Here is a 16,238-nt window from a genome sequence, read left to right on the forward strand (position 1 = left end):
AATGAATGAAAATCCAATAAATAAAAGTGGGCGTGGCATCAGTTTGTCACTGGCTGCCAATTCGCAATAGGAGATGAATACTAATGATCGACCTTTCTCAAGCTACCCCGGCTGAGTTGCGTTCAATGATTCGAAAAAATGAATTGATAAAACCGACCGCTGGCATGGCTAACGGTTATGCACAAGCGAACTTAGCCATCTTAAAAAAAGAGCATGCTTTTGATTTCTTATTATTCTGTCAGCGTAACCCTAAATCCTGTCCATTGCTAGATGTTACGGAAATTGGTTCACCCATTCCCGCATTTGCAGCAAATTCGGGGGATATACGCACCGATATTCCGAAATATAGGGTATATAAAAATGGAGAATTAGTGGAAGAAGTAACGGATATTTCAAACTACTGGGAAGACGATATGGTTGGATTTTTAATTGGGTGCAGCTTTACATTCGAACACGCCCTCTTGAGTAATGATATTTCGATTCGTCATATTGAAGAGGGATGCAATGTACCTATGTATAAAACCAATATCCCTTGTATTGAAGCAGGGATTTTTCATGGGAAAATGGTGGCTAGCATGAGGCCGATTCCACAAAAGGATGTGGTGAGGGCAGCTCAAGTGACATCGCGGTTTCCGGCCGTTCATGGCGCTCCGATTCATATTGGAGACCCTGAAGCGATCGGTGTTTCCAGCATTCAGCATCCGGATTTTGGTGATCCAGTAACGATTCGTGAAGGGGAAGTCCCAGTATTTTGGGCATGTGGTGTAACACCCCAATCCATTGCCATGGAGACTAAACCGGAGATCATGATCACGCATGCACCTGGACATATGTTCATAACGGACATTCGTGATGAAAAATTAGGAGTTTTATAACTGACAGAAAGAGATGATTCCTATGCCGGAAAAGCTTTTGAAAAAAACTGCATGTACACTTTCTCCATTGGGCGATTCCGCAATCGTGATAACATTCGGGAATGGAATGGAATACAGCGTTCACAAAAAAATAAAGTTGTTAAAGGATTTGCTCGAAGATGAACCTTTTGCAGGGTTTATAGAATGTGTACCGGCTTATACTAATTTGACGGTTTTTTATGATCCACTCGTTATTTATAAGGATCAAAATAAAAGCTATGGTAGTGAAACCATTTCTCCCTTTGAAGTGGTCCAATCCATCTTGGAAATGAAATTACAGGATATAAAAGAAGATAAGAAACTAGTACATCGAACGGTTACCATTCCCGTGTGCTATGGGAATGAATATGGACCCGATTTGGAATATGTTGCCCGCTATAACGATTTGACTACGGATGAAGTCATTCATATTCATTCAACCGGTGAGTATTTGGCTTATATGATTGGGTTCGCACCGGGTTTCCCGTTTCTTGGCGGACTGTCAAAAAACATCGCGACACCTAGGCGTTCCTCTCCCCGAGTGACCATTCCGGCAGGGGCAGTAGGTATTGCCGGAATGCAAACGGGTGTATATCCCATATCAACGCCTGGTGGATGGCAATTGATCGGACAAACGCCAACCAAACTATTTTTACCAAATAGTAATCCTCCAAGTTTATTACAAGCAGGGGACATTGTGAAGTTCCATCCGATTACGGATCAAGAATATAAAGAAATGATTCTTAAGGAGGTGGTACAGTGAGCCTGCGCGTAATCAAACCGGGATTATTGACCAGTATACAGGATCTTGGAAGAAAAGGATTCCGGCAACATGGGGTTATTGTAAGCGGGGCGATGGATGCACATTCATTACGAATTGCCAATATGTTGGTTGGCAATGAAGAAGGAGAAGCGGCCTTGGAAATTACATTAATGGGTCCGACCGTTAAAGTAGAGAAAAATTGCCTGATTTCGATAACAGGTGGAAATTTATCACCTACACTTGATAATAAGTTTGTACCGATGTGGAAGCCCATTCTTGTGAAAAGTGGATCGATTCTTCGATTTGAAGGGTGTAAATCAGGTTGCAGGGCGTACTTAACTGTAGCGGGAGGCTTTGCTATTCCTGAAGTTATGGAGAGTAAAAGCACATATCTAAGAGCTGGGATTGGCGGCTATATGGGGAGGGCATTAAAGGCTGATGATGTCTTGGAGTTTAAGGAACCTTCGAAAAATCTTGGTGATCGGAAGTTCAAAATTTCATTTTCATTCCCAAAGTGGTTTGTCAATGAGAAGGAGTTCATGCCAGGGGGAAAACCTCTCATCCGTTTCATCGATGGAAGCCAATATGAATATTTCACAGATTCAAGTAAAGATAGTTTTGTAGCGGGATTATTTAAAGTTTCCAATCAATCCGACCGCATGGGATATAGAATATCGGGCCCTACACTGAAATTAAAGGATAATGGCGAGTTATTATCCGAAGCGGTCACAAATGGGTCCGTTCAGGTTCCTCCAGATGGAAATCCGATCATCCTCCTTTCAGATAGCCAAACAACGGGCGGATATCCTAAGATAGCTCAGGTGATTACGGCGGATTTACCAATTATCGCTCAGGTTAAACCGGGAGAATCCATTCAGTTCTCACGGGTGAATTTAAAGGAGGCTGAACGGCTGTTCCTTCAAAAAGAACGGCAATTGAAGGAATTGCAAGTTTCGATTTCATTGGCCTTGAACAAATGGCTGGATAAATAATTGCTTCTGCAAAGAAAGCAAACGATGAGAAAGTACTCTTATAGAGTGCTTTCTTTTTTTGTTTCAATAAACAATAAAGACGCTTCCTTTCTTCTCTTATATGCAATGCTGTCTTTCAAAGATGCTTTTTTTGCTAGACCCGGTTTGCAATTTCGAAGAGAGGAGAAGTTGAAATGCATTTTTTTCTCCAGAAAAATCTTGAAACCTTGAAACCTAACCAACCTCATACGTACTTATTTACATTATTACCCCATTCCTAATTAAGAAGTTATGAATCGGAATGATGGAAATTCGGGAGTAATCACCATTCTGACATCTGATTTGCTGTTTATTTGAAAAAGTTAAGGGGATTTTTCCAAAAGGATAGGGAAGTTCCCCGATATGGAACAATCGGGAAAGATCTTACAATTAGGGTATGGTAATTGTTTGTAATGAGGAGGAATAGTAATGCAGGCAAAAGTCGCAGCGAATCAAAAAACAAGAAAATCGATTGATGATGCTTTTGCATCACATTTTGCCAAGTCTATGTTTCTAGCAGTTTGCGGACTTGTATTCTTATCGTTTATTGGAACGAGAATGTTTACACACGTAGATTTAAACCTTTATGGCTATATGGTGGGAACTTTTATTTTTATTGGGGGTTTCTTTTACAGGTTTATCGCATGGGGAGAAAGGCCGCCAACAAAGGTTTTTATAAAGAAAGGAATCAGAATTCTATTTAGAAAATCAACACCTAAAACTACAGTTGACCATTTAGCAACATATAATTTCATCTGGAACAGGGGAATTTACCGATGGACTCAGCACGTTCTAATGGGCTGGGGATGCATTCTTTCCTGCTTCGTTACATTTCCTCTAGTGTTTGGATGGATGTACTTCACAATGGACGATAACGGTTACTACAACATCATTGCAATGGGGATCCAAGTAATGACAGTACCAGCTAATGGGCTTATTGCGAAGTTATCATATAACGCACTGAACATTACAGCAGTGATGGTGATTGCCGGTGTATGCATGGCTCTTTACCGCCGCTTGAAAAATATGCAGGCAAGAGCAGAACAACAATTCATGTATGACTTCCTTCCATTATTCATGCTGTTATTGGTAAGCGGTACCGGATTGGCACTAACGTTTATGAATATTTTCATGAACGGTGCAGGGCAGCCAGCTATGTCACTGATTCACCAATGGTCAGTCATTATTACATTGATTTATCTTCCGTTTGGAAAGCTTGCACACATACCTTTTCGCCCATTGAGTGTTTTTGCAAGAAACTACAGAGAACATTATGCGGAAGAATCCATGAAAGGCTGTAAAGTTTGCGGCCATGAGTTTGTTTCAACAGAACAATCAAAAGATGTCATAGAGGTGCTCAGTAAGAATGATATAGAATTTCAAACGAAGGATGGGTACCATCTCGCTGAAATGTGTCTTCCTTGTCGGAGAAAATACCGGATTGCCCAATTTTCCGGGTTTCCTATCCATGAGGTAAAAGTTAAGGAGGCAAACCAGAATGCAAAGGGATAAGTTTTTTAAAGAAGAAAAGAACGTGATGCACCCTAATGAAACATTGGTCAAAACCCATTGTGCATATTGCGGAATGCAGTGCGGAATGAATTTAAGGGTAAATGCAGTGACGAATAAAATCATAGGGGTTGAACCCCGTTATGACTGGCCAGTAACCGTTGGGAAAATGTGTCCAAAAGGGGTTACAGCTTACCAGCAGACAAATCATGTTGATCGTATTTTAAAACCGCTCATTCGCGACGATGCTTCATTAAAGGGAACAAAGGAAGGCTTCCGGGAAGCAAGCTGGAATGAGGCGTATGATTTAATCGCAAAAAAGTTCAGGGAACTTCAAGATAAATATGGAAAAGATTCATTATCCGTTTTCAGCGGGGTATCAATGACAAATGAAAAATGCTATTTAACAGGAAAATTTGCACGTGTGGCCCTTGGGACTCGTTACATTGACTATAATGGGCGATTTTGTATGTCAAGTGCGGCGGGGGGATTCCTTCGTTCTTTTGGGGTAGATAGAGGTTCAACATTACCCTGGACTGATATTCATGAAACAGATTGCTTATTTATTGCAGGAAGCAACACAGCGGAATGTCATCCAACTTCCATGTTCCGAGTCTGGAGCGTTCAAGAAAGAGGAGGTTACATTATTGTTGTGGATCCCCGCGAAACGCCTGTTGCGAGAAGAGCAGATGTGCACCTTGACCTGAAACCGGGAACAGATCTTGCCCTTGCTAATGGAATCTTACATTTATTAATTCAAAATGGTTATGCTGACGAAGAGTTTATTAATAATCATACAAACGGATTTAAAGAAACTAAAGAGCTTGTACGAGAATTTACACCGGAATATACGAGTGAGCTTACAGGGGTGGCACCGGAAAAAATTGTTCGGGCAGCAGATATTTATGGAAAAGCACCGAATGCAGTTGTAATGTTTGCCCGTGGAATTGAACAGCAGCATAAGGGTGTTGACAATGTATCTGGATATACAAACATGGCGCTTGTAACAGGTAAGATAGGCCGTCCGAAGTCTGGTGTAGCCACATTCACTGGTCAAGGAAACGGACAGGGTGGACGGGAACATGGCCAGAAGGCGGATTTATTGCCAGGATACCGTAAAATTACAAACCCTAAACATGTTGAAGAAGTTTGTAAAGTTTGGAAAATTACTCCGGAGGAAATGCCTCAGCCGGGTGTTTCTGCTTATGAAATGTTTGAACTGATGGAACAAAAAACGATCCGCGGATTGTATCTGCTATGTTCTAATCCTGCAGTATCTGCGCCGAACCTGAATTTCGTCAGAAGTGCGATGAAAAACCTGGATTTTATGTTGTGTTCGGATTTCTATCTTTCTGAATCTGCAGAGTTTGCGGATGTGATCCTGCCGTCTGTAACGTGGTCAGAAGATGAAGGAACAGTTACAAACCTTGAAGGAAGAATTATTAAGATAAACAAAGCACAAGAACCAATCGGTGAATCTAAGCCCGATTGGCAAATACAAATAGAACTTGCAGAACGTCTTGGAAGAGGAAAATACTTTTCCTACCTGAAAACAGCAAAGGACATTGCTGATGAATTCAGACTGGCTAGTAAAGGTGGATATGCCGATTATTACGGTGCAACATGGGAGAAAATCGATAAACAGGACGGGGTATTTTGGCCTTGTAAGGATGAAAATGATAAGGGAACGCCGCATATGTTCCTGGATAAAAAATTCTATCACGCAGACGGCAAAGCGAAAATTTGTGCGCTTCCTTACCGTCCCCCTGCTGAAGAACCAGATGAAAAATATCCGCTTCGTTTAACAACTGGACGTGTCGTTTACCATTACTTATCCGGGAACCAGACGAGAAGAATCCAGTTCTTGCGTGATATGTGTCCGGAGCCATACGTCGAAGTGCATCCGGAAACAGCAAAAAAATACAATATGGAACATGAAGAAAGTGTCCGCCTAATTACCCGAAGAGGCGAAGCAACCTATAAAGTGAAAATTACAGAAGCAATTCGTAATGATACCGTATTTGTTCCATACCATTTTGGTCACGAGCAATCTATCAATCTATTAACCATTGCAGCGCTTGATCCAATGTCCCGTATGCCGGAGTTTAAGGTTTGTGCGGTTCAATTGGAAAAAGTGGAAATGGAGAAGAAGGTGCAATAAATGAAAAAGAGGCTGTACTTAGAACTTGAAAACTGTATAGGATGCCGTTCATGCCTTGCAGCATGTACACAATGCGGAGGGCATGAAGAACGGAACAGGAACTATGTTTACGATGTAAACCCTATGGTTAATCGGCAAACCATGCCTCTAATGTGCCTTCATTGTGTGAATCCGGCCTGTGCAAGAAGCTGTCCGGCCCAGGCAATCCAAATCCATGAAACAGGGGCCGTATTATCCGCTCTCGTTGAAAAATGTATTGGCTGCCAAAACTGTACGATTGCTTGTCCATATGGAATACCGAAGTTTGACACAGAACAAAACTTAATGTACAAATGCGATTTATGTATCGACCGAACAAAAGACAGTATCCCGCCAATGTGTTCAAGTGTTTGCCCGTCTAATACACTTCAATGGCTAACTGATGAAGAAATTGAAAATAAGAAAAAACAATTTCATCTAGATAATGGAAAATGGGTGACTAGCATGCCGTATCTTGAAGGTGAAACAAACGTTAAAGTAAATTTGCCTGGAATTTTACAGGGGATTACGAAGCTATTTTAGGAGGGATTAAGATGCCGTCAGATAAAAATAATAAATTTCCCTTTAATGAAGATAATTACACCCATAATATTGACCGGAATAATGAAAGAAAGCTCGACAGACGTGGGTTCATGAAAACATTAGTGGGTGCGGCTGGTGTATTCGCAATTTCGTCCCTTCCTTGGGGAGCGGTAGCGGCTAAAGAATTGATGGGACTTGGTGAAAAGGAGTATCCTCACAAAAAAATCACAGATGTAAGCAAAATTGCAATTGGTGACGCAGTAGATTTTAAATTTCCTGGTGATCATGATGATGCCATTTTGATCAGATTGTCTGAAAAGAAATACGTAGCTTATCAAAATGCATGCACACATCTTCGTTGCCCGGTTTTCTGGGTGAAGGATGAAGGAGAGATGGTTTGTCCTTGTCATCATGGGAAATTTGATGTTGAAACAGGTGCTCCAACTGCGGGTCCGCCAAGAAGGCCGCTGCCTGAAATTCAGGTGAAAGTTGAAAATGGCGGGGTATACGCAGTGAGGGTGAAGCGTTATGGATCATAAATTTTTTGGTGTCGCGTTGCTTTGTGCCTTCTTGATGATTAATATTGTATTTACGCAATTTATGGTTCATCAATATTATTATGAAAATTATGTAAATGTTTTAATATTTGGGGGATTAAACCTTGGGGTATTTCCATTAGCGTTATTTATTTATAAAAAAACGAAAAACGAAAAGGCGTGAATCACATGAACAATGAAACATACCTTGATTTTTGTTTTGTAAAAGAAGCATCTGGAAATTTTGCTGCTGAAATCGATAAGCTCCTTTCAGAACTTTTTAAAGGTGTTCTTCTTAACTGGTATTTGGATGAAAAGTCAATAGATGGGGTCGACATTGTAGTTGCCGAAGTCAAGGGAATGGGCAAATGGGAGTCTGAAGAAGAAACAATTGAATTTATCGAGAATCATGCAGAAGATACATTCTGGAAATATTTGCAGGGTTATCAAATGAATGTATACACAGCGAAGAGAGGATGCAATACCTGTGGATCACATTAAAATAGAAGATATACAATCATTGATATCGGAAAAAGCAAGTGTAGCCATCTTGGATGATGATGGCCAGGATAAAGCTCCTTTCGTTTCTAAAACGATTGTTAAGGTGGAACTTTGTCCTGATATAACACATCTGCGTATTTACTTTGACGACATTAATTTTTTCGCTGTCCCGTTGATTTCCAATGTAACTAAAAATACAAATGAGTGGTCAGCTTTTGACGAAAAAGCGAGTTTACAATATGTAATTAGAAGAGAGAGTGGTCAGGATGTTTAAAAGAATTCAGCTTCCATTACAAACCTTAAACCTCGTTGTCGGATTTATGGTGTGGGTATTAATATCGTCCCTGCTGCCGTTTATTAAAGAAGATATCGCAATACCGGATGGTCAGCTTGCACTGGTAACAGCTGTTCCGGTTATTTTAGGATCTATTCTTCGCATTCCCCTTGGCTTTTACGCCAATCAGTTCGGGGCAAGGAAAATTTTCCTGATTAGCTTTATATCACTGGTATTCCCTGTTTATTATATCAGCATTGCGGATTCTCTTGCTGATTTGTTGATTGGGGGGCTTTTTCTTGGTATTGGAGGAGCCGTATTCTCTGTTGGAGTAACCTCTTTACCGAAGTATTATCCTAAGGAAAGCCACGGCTTTGTAAACGGAATTTATGGTGCAGGAAACCTCGGTACGGCTATATCAGCGTTTGCTGCACCTGTTGTAGCTACGAAGTTTGGCTGGTCAACAACCGTTCAGCTTTATCTCGTTATTTTGGCAGTCTTTATCGTAGGTAACTTCCTATTAGGGGATAAAAAGGAACTGAGAGTTAAAACACCGCTTTTAGAACAAATTAAGGGTGTCTACAAAAATGAAAAACTATGGCTGCTAAGCTTATTTTACTTTATAACATTCGGTTCTTTTGTTGCATTTACTATTTATCTGCCAAACTTTCTTGTAGCGAACTTTGGATTAGACAAAGTTGATGCGGGTGTAAGGACAGCAGGCTTTATTGTTCTTGCTACCATGATGAGGCCTATTGGCGGGTGGCTTGCCGACCGCTTCCATTCTCTTATTCTCCTCATGTTTGTTTTTGGAGTTTATACGATTTCAGCAATGATCCTATCCTTTGCTCCATCAATTGGCTGGTACACATTTGGCTGTTTAAGTATTGCTCTCTGCGCTGGAATAGGAAATGGTGTTATTTTTAAGCTCGTGCCCATGTATTTCCAAAAGCAGGCTGGTATTGTGAATGGTATCGTGTCCGCAATGGGCGGTTTGGGAGGATTTTTCCCACCGTTAATTCTTTCCTTGCTATTCAATATCACAGGCCATTATGCAATCGGGTTCATGGCATTATCAGAAGTTGCCCTTGCAAGTTTGATTTTAGTAGTCTGGATGTATTTCCAAGGTAAAATGGGGCTTGCCAAAGAAGTGATTGATCATACAATAGAAGGGATTCTGATCACCGATACCACCGGTAAGATCATTTCAGTAAACCCTTCGTTTACAAGGATTACTGGCTATCAAGAAAATGAAGTAATTGGAAAGGACCCCAGTTTACTTAAGTCAGGCAGGCAGCCTCAAACTTTTTATGAGGATATGTGGAAATCTATTGAAAAAAATGGTTTCTGGCAAGGTGAAATTTGGAATAGCCGAAAAGATGGGCAACAATACCTACAATGGCTGACGATTAGTGCAATTAAAGATGATGCTGAGGATGTTGTTCAATATGCCGGAATGTTTAGTGACATTTCAAGTCATAGTGAAAAAAGCATAAAATGAAATATGCGGATAAAATCTTTGAATTTGAAGTCTGAATTGGAGAATGCAAATTTTCCGATGGGAAAGAAAGTTACGTCAGTGTTTTCACCGCTTGACCGAAAAGCTTTAATTGGGAGAATGGCGATTTCGGATGGCAAATAACCAGCGACAATAAGAAGGAGGATGGGAATGAATGAATACTCAGCCACTCAAAAACAAAATAAGTTCTTATATCATACAAACACATGAAGAAGAGATAAAACGAATTGCAATGGAGCTTCATGAAGGTGTGGGACAGTCCCTCTACAGTCTTTTTACAGGTATGAAGCTCATTGAAAAGACAATCGAACAGCCTGCCATGAAAAGCTATGCAGGTGATATGAACCAGTTATTGGAAAAGACAATTCGAGAAATCAGGCTCTTGGCTGTAGAATTGCATCCTCCCACCCTAACAACTCTAGGGCTGATGTCTGCTATGAAAAGCTATATTAAATTATACACTTCAACCTATGGCATTGAGGTTGAGATAGAGAATTTGGGTATTGAATCGCAAATCTCCGATAGAGATAACATTACACTTTTCAGGGTTTGCCAAGAAGCATTGATGAATATAGCAAGGTATGCAGATACAACGAAGGCAAGTATGATATTCATATGGGAAAAAAGCAGGTTAATGATAAAGATTAAAGATTCAGGGAAAGGGTTTGAGGTTGAATCTGCCATGAATAAGTTGAGCGGGCTTGCTGCCATGAGTGAAAGAATGCATTTGATTGGCGGGAATTGTACCGTTTTTTCAAAAATAGATGATGGTACTTCTATAGAGATTTCACTATCATTATATTAGAATGCTAAACAAGGGGTTTGCGAATTAAGCAATCCCCCTTGTTGTTTCATATTCATTATAAACGATAAAAATACGAACAAAGCTAAGGGGGAGCAGCTTTGATAAAAATTTTGCTTTGCGATGATCACGCCGTTGTAAGAATGGGCTTAAAAATGCTATTAAATAATCATGCTGATATGGACGTCATAGGGGAAGCTTCTGATGGGAATGAAGGAATACAACGAGCACTGGAGCTCCAGCCTAATGTAGTAGTCATGGATTTAAGCATGCCTCATGGAAAAGATGGCTTATCGGCAACTTCCGAACTGAAGAAACTAATGCCTGAAGTGGCCATATTAATACTTACTATGCATGATGATGATGAATATTTGTTCAGAACTATTCAAGCAGGGGCTTCAGGCTGTATTTTAAAAAGTGCACCACATGAAGAATTATTGTTAGCCATCCGATCTTTATCGAACGGAAATGCTTACCTTCATCCATCTGCAACAAAAAGGGTTATGGAAGAATACATAGGGAGTGTGAAGCAGGGGACCGCTGATTCTTTCAATCTGTTGTCTGACCGTGAAAAAGAGGTACTGACGTTGATTGCGAAAGGGTTTTCCAATAAAGAGATTGCCGGACAGCTTGTCATAAGCGTGAAAACGGTTGAAAGTCATAAAGGAAACTTAATGGAAAAGCTCAAGATGAAAACAAGGCATGAACTTGTTGCATTCGCTTTAAAAAAGGGGTTATTAGGGTATGGAATATAAAGGGGGCAGTCAATCGAACGCGGATCAATCATTAAAAAAAGCGTGTGAACGTGTATTAGAAGAAATAAACTGTGATTTTGTTGGCCTTGCTTTACAAAACAGTAAAGGTCCTGACATAAGCTGGCATTATGCCGCCGGGAACAGAAATGATAAATACAAAAGGATAACAGTTCGATATGGAAAAGGAATAGCAGGCAGGGTAATATCAACGGGGAGGCCGATGAAAATTGAGGGTTTTCCCAATAATATTCACGGCAAAGCATTAGAGTATCCCATCATGCTCGCGGAAAATCTCAGTTACGCCTTCGCGGTTCCAATTGAATTTAAAGGTGTTCCAAAAGGGGTACTATTAGTGGGGAAACGAATAGATCAGCCTATATCTGAAAGTGACCAACATACGATCCTTGATGCAGCGAAAAAATTGGAAAAAGAATTGAACAGCTCAATATAACATGGCAACAAGGAGGATTATGTATGGGCTTGAATAAACATATGGAAAAAGAGGTTTCGCCTGGATCTAGCGATGCGACGATCCTTGTCAATGAATCTGGAGTCATCTCTTTTGCAAATCAACAGGTATATGAAAACTTTGGTTATGAACATCATGAATTGAACGGGGAAAAGCTTTTGAAGCTTATACCAGGGGCAAACCTTCTGTCCAGTAGGGAAGGGGAATTCATCCACCAGATTGGTATTCACCGGGATGGTCATGCTTTTTCACTTTTTTTCAGGGTGAACGCCTTTCAGCTTGCCAAAGAGCTCTATTACTTAATCGTAGTCCATAAAGTAAAAGACCAATCACGGATTAATCAGCAGCAATCCTATCCGTTAAATGAGCTGGTTGATTTAAGTTACGCACTTGATGAATCAACGATTGTTGCATTTACGGATGAAAAGGGAAAGATAATAAACTTTAATACGAAATTTTGTGAGGTATCCAAATATTCAGCAGCTGAGCTTATTGGGAAGGATCACCGAATTATCAATTCAGGTTATCATTCAAAGGGATTTATGCAAGGACTTTGGCGAACAATTTCATCAGGAAGTGTATGGCGGGGTGAAATTAAGAACAAAGCGAAGGATGGAACCTATTACTGGGTGGATACCACAATTGTCCCTTTCTTAAATGAAAAAGGAAACCCTTATAAATATTTGGCAATCCGGAAGGAAATTACTGAATATAAACGAGTTTTAGAGGAATTAGGAAAATCCGTAAATAAAATGACCGATTTTCAATTTGCTTTGGATGCTTCCTCAATTGTAGCAATAACCGATCAAAGAGGGACGATCAAATATGTCAATGATCAATTTTGCCGGATTTCAAAGTACTCAAAAGAAGAGTTGATCGGACAGGATCATCGAATTATTAACTCGGGTTTTCATTCGAAAGAGTTTTTCAAGAATCTTTGGAAAACAATTTCTGCAGGTGAAGTATGGAAAGGCGAGATTAAAAATAAGACCAAGGATAATAGTTATTATTGGGTGGATACTACAATAGTTCCCTTTCTTGATGAATACAATAAACCTTACCAATATTTAGCGATTCGTCATGAAGTGACCCAGCGTAAGCATGCGGAAGAAGAAATTCAGAAAATGACCGGGAAAATCATTGATGTGCAGGAAGAAGAAAGAAAACGCATTTCCCGAGAGCTTCATGATGATATCGGACAAAACTTATACAGCCACCTCATAACGATTAACAGGCTGCAGACGGAGATGGATCATCCCCTGTTAGATCAGATGCAGGATGAAACGACCGAAATTATCGAAGCGCTCCGGCAACTATCCTGGGAATTAAGGCCATCTGTACTTGATGATCTTGGGCTGTTCCCTGCCATTCGCTCTTTATTGGTGCAATTTTCAGAGCATCATCATATCAAGGTCCGTTTTGACTGCTATTTGAATTGCCGTCTTAATACAAACAAAGAAATTACCATTTACCGTATTATCCAAGAAGCATTAACAAATATTCGGAAATATGCTCAAACCGAAGAAGCTTCAGTGACGATCCGGGAAATAGAGGAAGAAGTTCAAGTGGAAATAGAAGATAAAGGAATGGGCTTTGATATAGAAAAAGTCACCCGGGGAGTTGGCATATTCAGTATGGAGGAAAGAGCCAAAGCTTCCGGTGGAAACCTTCTCCTTCATTCTGGCGAAGGGAAAGGGACAAAAGTAATTTTGAAAATGCCTTTGTGGTGAATGTGCTCAAGCAAATTAATCCGACATTTAACGATAAGCGAACTAACTATGAGCTTGATTAGCCATTAACCACTGTTAAAGAAAATAAAATTACATCCTTTCTTCCATGTTTTATATTAGAATGATAGTTAAGAGAAACATGTATCATGAAAGGAGACATCGTATGCAGGCACATAACAAAACGGTCGTGAAATCCATGCAAATCTTAACCCTTTTCATAAATCATCCGAAACTCACCTTTAATGAAATGATGGAACTTTCCAACTTGCCGAAAACGTCGTTACACCGTATGGTGGGTTCATTGGAAGAAATGGGGTTTTTAACAAAGGACAAGAATGGCCATTATTCACTTGGATTGATATTCCTGCAGTTTGGTCAACTGGTAGGGGAGCGTTTGGATATCAGGTCAATCTCCTATCCCATCATGAAAGAACTTCGGGATGATGTTGAAGAAGCAGTGAATTTAATTGTGAGGGATAAAGATGAAGCGATGTATATTGAAAAGGTGGACACCCTGCATCCTGTTCGTCTTTATACATCCATTGGAAGACGTTCACCATTGTACGCTGGCGATTCTCGAATCATCCTAGCATTTTTGCCAGAAGAAGAGCGTGAAAATTATTTAGGGAACATCCAATTAAAACCGATCGCCATGGGAACGATTACGGATAAAACTAAACTTCGTCATGCATTGGATGAAGCGAGATCGAATGGTTATACGATAACTTCATCAGAACTTGAGGATTATACAAAAGCGGTGAGTGCACCGATACTCAATGGCAAAGGTCAAATAGTAGCTGGTATTAGTGTGGCTGGGATTGAAGCGAGATTTCAGGAAGATCGCTTGCCTGAATTGATTGAAAAAGTAACGAAAGCCGCCAAGTCGATTTCCATGAAACTTGGTTCTCAAATACATTAATGAAGATAGAAATCATGTCATTTTCGGAATATATTTTCCTGAAATAAGATAACTTACATAAGTTGGTCGATTCATAGTAAAGCCACCGCTTATGGTGGATTTTTGTCATGTGGGCATGCTCAGCCGTAACTGGTGTAATGTTTGCCGCTTTATTTAAAGTACTTATCAGCAACCATTTCATGAATGTCATCATGGTTGAACTTGAGGAGCAAACATTAACAGAATCATGACGAAAAGGTGAACCATTCGGGGTTCACCTTTACTAATATCGTAAGACTTAAACGGATTGTTGGTTAACCATTAAATACGGACAAAGTGTGATTGATTTATATTTCTCGGCACCCCGATGTCAGCCATTGTTAGTAAACCTGGTTTACGGAGGGCATCAATTTGCTTAGCGGTATTGATGATCATTGCTGCGGTTGCGGTATCTCCAAAAATGCCGTTTGGAACAATCAACCTTTGGGTTTCGTTCCCCTCAATAACGATTTCATCTTCCTGTTTAATACCTGCAGCCATCGTTAAATCCAAGGAAATTTCCTTTCCGTCCACAGTCTTGCCTGTGGAAATTTGATGAAGCCCCATAACATCCCCTCGTTTTAAGGCAGTTAGCGGAACGGTCATATTTTCGCTTGCAATCATTGGTTCAATGGTATTGGTAACACTTGAAAGTTTCCAATTCAGCCCATAAGCAATTAACCTCACAGACTCTTCAAGCCCTACATGCCCAATTTTATCCTGTTGGGCTAAAAATTCAAACTCTTCTCTGGTCATCCCGATTCCAACCTTTTTCTGTAAAGGGAGGCGCCTTTTCGAAACATCAACTTTACGAATGACCTTAATTTGGTTAACAGTGGTCAATACTGTTGTAAAAGAAATGGCCATAGTATCCATGATGTACCCTGGATTGATTCCGGTCCCGATGACACTAAGTCCTTTTGCTTTAGCATAATCATCTATTTCCTTTGAAAGTAAAGGGTAGCGATGCCAAGGGAAGGAAAGCTGTTCACAGGTGGAAACCACTGAAAAGCCGTGATCTAGCAGCTCTTTAATTTGGGGCCATACCTGTTGTGCGTTGGAACCTGTTGCATGTAGGGCGATAGGTTGGACAGCTTCAGTATTTACTTCCTGTATATGGGGGACTACACACTTGTTCGTTTCCTTTTCATTGATCAGTAAGCCAATATCCTTCCCTACCTTATCGGGATCAATATCGACAACACCGATAATCGATTGAGGATTCGTTTGATATGCACTGCGTAGAATTTCAATTCCGATGGGACCGAGCCCGAATACTGCGAATTCAGAATATTGGATAGTCATACATCTCTCATCCTTTCAAATGAACTTATAACAAAATGCTAACATTGAGTGATAAATAAGAAAAATAGTTAATTTTTATATATTTATAAAGAATCGTTATAAAAGAAAAGGCCGCAACGAATGAGCGGAAGAAGAATCATTCTTCAATTTTGGGTTTACCTCTCTAAGGGATAGTTGGTTGGCGGTAATTGTTCACCTCAATTTATCAGCAAAAGTTGGGGTGTTGGACAAGAATCCATGGTTTTCTCTTATGGAGAAACCGCCATACTTTTCCCGGTTAAAACCTTGAACGGACTCTAGACTTATTAGCGCTTCAGTCCGAAGCATCTGCGATTTTGAGCATGTTGGACATTTTTTGCTGCGGTTAATGAAGTTTCAAATAAAAATTATTATGTAGCATTGCCTTAGGCACTAGAATTGGCAGAAACGTTATCCGGTTTTATGTGTTACATGGTTAAGGTATTGTTTCGGGTTGTTTTGATCGAAACAATACCTTATTTAGTTTTGTATATA

General features: G+C 40.2%; 18 protein-coding genes. 17 read left to right on the forward strand and 1 reads right to left on the reverse strand.

The features are described from left to right. Positions 1-83 precede the first annotated feature (83 nt). The 17 genes from ACIQYG_RS19215 (at position 84) to ACIQYG_RS19295 (ending at position 14,632) form a co-directional block, all read left to right on the forward strand. Positions 84-875, forward strand: a complete 792-nt coding sequence (locus tag ACIQYG_RS19215) for a putative hydro-lyase (RefSeq protein ID WP_402841070.1) — start codon at positions 84-86, stop codon at positions 873-875. A gap of 22 nt (positions 876-897) precedes the next feature. Next, positions 898-1,656, forward strand: coding sequence for a 5-oxoprolinase subunit PxpB (pxpB, locus tag ACIQYG_RS19220; RefSeq protein WP_402841071.1), 759 nt, complete (start codon positions 898-900; stop codon positions 1,654-1,656). Beyond that, positions 1,653-2,648, forward strand: a complete 996-nt coding sequence (locus ACIQYG_RS19225; protein ID WP_402841073.1) for a 5-oxoprolinase subunit C family protein — start codon at positions 1,653-1,655, stop codon at positions 2,646-2,648. The genes pxpB and ACIQYG_RS19225 overlap by 4 nt, the downstream gene beginning before the upstream one ends. Positions 2,649-3,095: 447 nt before the next feature. Next, positions 3,096-4,178 carry a hypothetical protein gene (locus ACIQYG_RS19230; RefSeq protein ID WP_402841076.1) on the forward strand — a complete coding sequence of 361 codons (1,083 nt, stop codon included), beginning with the start codon at positions 3,096-3,098 and terminating at the stop codon, positions 4,176-4,178. After that, on the forward strand, positions 4,165-6,336 hold the full coding sequence (locus tag ACIQYG_RS19235) for a molybdopterin oxidoreductase family protein (protein ID WP_402841079.1): 2,172 nt from the start codon (positions 4,165-4,167) through the stop codon (positions 6,334-6,336). Before ACIQYG_RS19230 ends, ACIQYG_RS19235 begins: the two co-directional genes overlap by 14 nt. Then, positions 6,337-6,897 carry a 4Fe-4S dicluster domain-containing protein gene (locus ACIQYG_RS19240; protein WP_402841081.1) on the forward strand — a complete coding sequence of 187 codons (561 nt, stop codon included), beginning with the start codon at positions 6,337-6,339 and terminating at the stop codon, positions 6,895-6,897. Positions 6,898-6,908: 11 nt separating this feature from the next. Beyond that, on the forward strand, positions 6,909-7,436 hold the full coding sequence (locus ACIQYG_RS19245; protein ID WP_402841083.1) for a Rieske (2Fe-2S) protein: 528 nt from the start codon (positions 6,909-6,911) through the stop codon (positions 7,434-7,436). After that, positions 7,426-7,617: a hypothetical protein gene (locus ACIQYG_RS19250; RefSeq protein ID WP_402841086.1), complete on the forward strand. Its 192-nt coding sequence runs from the start codon at positions 7,426-7,428 to the stop codon at positions 7,615-7,617. Before ACIQYG_RS19245 ends, ACIQYG_RS19250 begins: the two co-directional genes overlap by 11 nt. 5 nt (positions 7,618-7,622) lie before the next feature. Beyond that, positions 7,623-7,934 carry a hypothetical protein gene (locus tag ACIQYG_RS19255; protein WP_402841089.1) on the forward strand — a complete coding sequence of 104 codons (312 nt, stop codon included), beginning with the start codon at positions 7,623-7,625 and terminating at the stop codon, positions 7,932-7,934. Further along, on the forward strand, positions 7,921-8,208 hold the full coding sequence (locus tag ACIQYG_RS19260) for a hypothetical protein (protein ID WP_402841092.1): 288 nt from the start codon (positions 7,921-7,923) through the stop codon (positions 8,206-8,208). Before ACIQYG_RS19255 ends, ACIQYG_RS19260 begins: the two co-directional genes overlap by 14 nt. Then, positions 8,201-9,709: a nitrate/nitrite transporter gene (locus ACIQYG_RS19265; protein ID WP_402841094.1), complete on the forward strand. Its 1,509-nt coding sequence runs from the start codon at positions 8,201-8,203 to the stop codon at positions 9,707-9,709. Before ACIQYG_RS19260 ends, ACIQYG_RS19265 begins: the two co-directional genes overlap by 8 nt. Before the next feature lie 172 nt (positions 9,710-9,881). After that, positions 9,882-10,532: a sensor histidine kinase gene (locus tag ACIQYG_RS19270; protein ID WP_402841097.1), complete on the forward strand. Its 651-nt coding sequence runs from the start codon at positions 9,882-9,884 to the stop codon at positions 10,530-10,532. 98 nt (positions 10,533-10,630) lie between these two features. Beyond that, complete coding sequence (locus tag ACIQYG_RS19275; RefSeq protein WP_402841099.1) at positions 10,631-11,284, forward strand: response regulator transcription factor; 654 nt, start codon at positions 10,631-10,633, stop codon at positions 11,282-11,284. Next, positions 11,274-11,735: a GAF domain-containing protein gene (locus ACIQYG_RS19280; RefSeq protein ID WP_402841101.1), complete on the forward strand. Its 462-nt coding sequence runs from the start codon at positions 11,274-11,276 to the stop codon at positions 11,733-11,735. Before ACIQYG_RS19275 ends, ACIQYG_RS19280 begins: the two co-directional genes overlap by 11 nt. 23 nt (positions 11,736-11,758) lie before the next feature. Then, positions 11,759-13,483 carry a PAS domain-containing sensor histidine kinase gene (locus ACIQYG_RS19285; RefSeq protein WP_402841104.1) on the forward strand — a complete coding sequence of 575 codons (1,725 nt, stop codon included), beginning with the start codon at positions 11,759-11,761 and terminating at the stop codon, positions 13,481-13,483. Positions 13,484-13,646: 163 nt separating this feature from the next. Beyond that, positions 13,647-14,402 carry an IclR family transcriptional regulator gene (locus ACIQYG_RS19290; RefSeq protein WP_402841107.1) on the forward strand — a complete coding sequence of 252 codons (756 nt, stop codon included), beginning with the start codon at positions 13,647-13,649 and terminating at the stop codon, positions 14,400-14,402. Between the two features lie 107 nt (positions 14,403-14,509). Further along, a complete protein-coding gene (locus ACIQYG_RS19295) occupies positions 14,510-14,632 on the forward strand; it encodes a hypothetical protein (RefSeq protein WP_402841110.1) in 123 nt (40 codons plus the stop codon). A 70-nt stretch (positions 14,633-14,702) separates the two neighbouring features. On the opposite strand, the gene ACIQYG_RS19300 is transcribed toward ACIQYG_RS19295, so the two are convergent. After that, positions 14,703-15,725, reverse strand: a complete 1,023-nt coding sequence (locus ACIQYG_RS19300; RefSeq protein WP_402841113.1) for a hypothetical protein — start codon at positions 15,723-15,725, stop codon at positions 14,703-14,705. Between the last annotated feature and the right edge of the window lie 513 nt (positions 15,726-16,238).

It is taken from the genome of Peribacillus sp. NPDC096622 (assembly GCF_044762665.1).
GTDB lineage: Bacteria > Bacillota > Bacilli > Bacillales > DSM-1321 > Peribacillus > Peribacillus frigoritolerans_B.

Coding starts and splice junctions, on each gene's coding strand:
- ACIQYG_RS19215 (WP_402841070.1), top strand. CDS start 84: ATGATCGACCTTTCTCAAGCTACCCCGGCTGAGTTGCGTTCAATGATT.
- pxpB (WP_402841071.1), top strand. CDS start 898: ATGCCGGAAAAGCTTTTGAAAAAAACTGCATGTACACTTTCTCCATTG.
- ACIQYG_RS19230 (WP_402841076.1), top strand. CDS start 3,096: ATGCAGGCAAAAGTCGCAGCGAATCAAAAAACAAGAAAATCGATTGAT.
- ACIQYG_RS19235 (WP_402841079.1), top strand. CDS start 4,165: ATGCAAAGGGATAAGTTTTTTAAAGAAGAAAAGAACGTGATGCACCCT.
- ACIQYG_RS19240 (WP_402841081.1), top strand. CDS start 6,337: ATGAAAAAGAGGCTGTACTTAGAACTTGAAAACTGTATAGGATGCCGT.
- ACIQYG_RS19245 (WP_402841083.1), top strand. CDS start 6,909: ATGCCGTCAGATAAAAATAATAAATTTCCCTTTAATGAAGATAATTAC.
- ACIQYG_RS19250 (WP_402841086.1), top strand. CDS start 7,426: ATGGATCATAAATTTTTTGGTGTCGCGTTGCTTTGTGCCTTCTTGATG.
- ACIQYG_RS19255 (WP_402841089.1), top strand. CDS start 7,623: ATGAACAATGAAACATACCTTGATTTTTGTTTTGTAAAAGAAGCATCT.
- ACIQYG_RS19265 (WP_402841094.1), top strand. CDS start 8,201: ATGTTTAAAAGAATTCAGCTTCCATTACAAACCTTAAACCTCGTTGTC.
- ACIQYG_RS19270 (WP_402841097.1), top strand. CDS start 9,882: ATGAATACTCAGCCACTCAAAAACAAAATAAGTTCTTATATCATACAA.
- ACIQYG_RS19280 (WP_402841101.1), top strand. CDS start 11,274: ATGGAATATAAAGGGGGCAGTCAATCGAACGCGGATCAATCATTAAAA.
- ACIQYG_RS19285 (WP_402841104.1), top strand. CDS start 11,759: ATGGGCTTGAATAAACATATGGAAAAAGAGGTTTCGCCTGGATCTAGC.
- ACIQYG_RS19290 (WP_402841107.1), top strand. CDS start 13,647: ATGCAGGCACATAACAAAACGGTCGTGAAATCCATGCAAATCTTAACC.
- ACIQYG_RS19295 (WP_402841110.1), top strand. CDS start 14,510: ATGTGGGCATGCTCAGCCGTAACTGGTGTAATGTTTGCCGCTTTATTT.
- ACIQYG_RS19300 (WP_402841113.1), bottom strand. CDS start 15,725: ATGACTATCCAATATTCTGAATTCGCAGTATTCGGGCTCGGTCCCATC.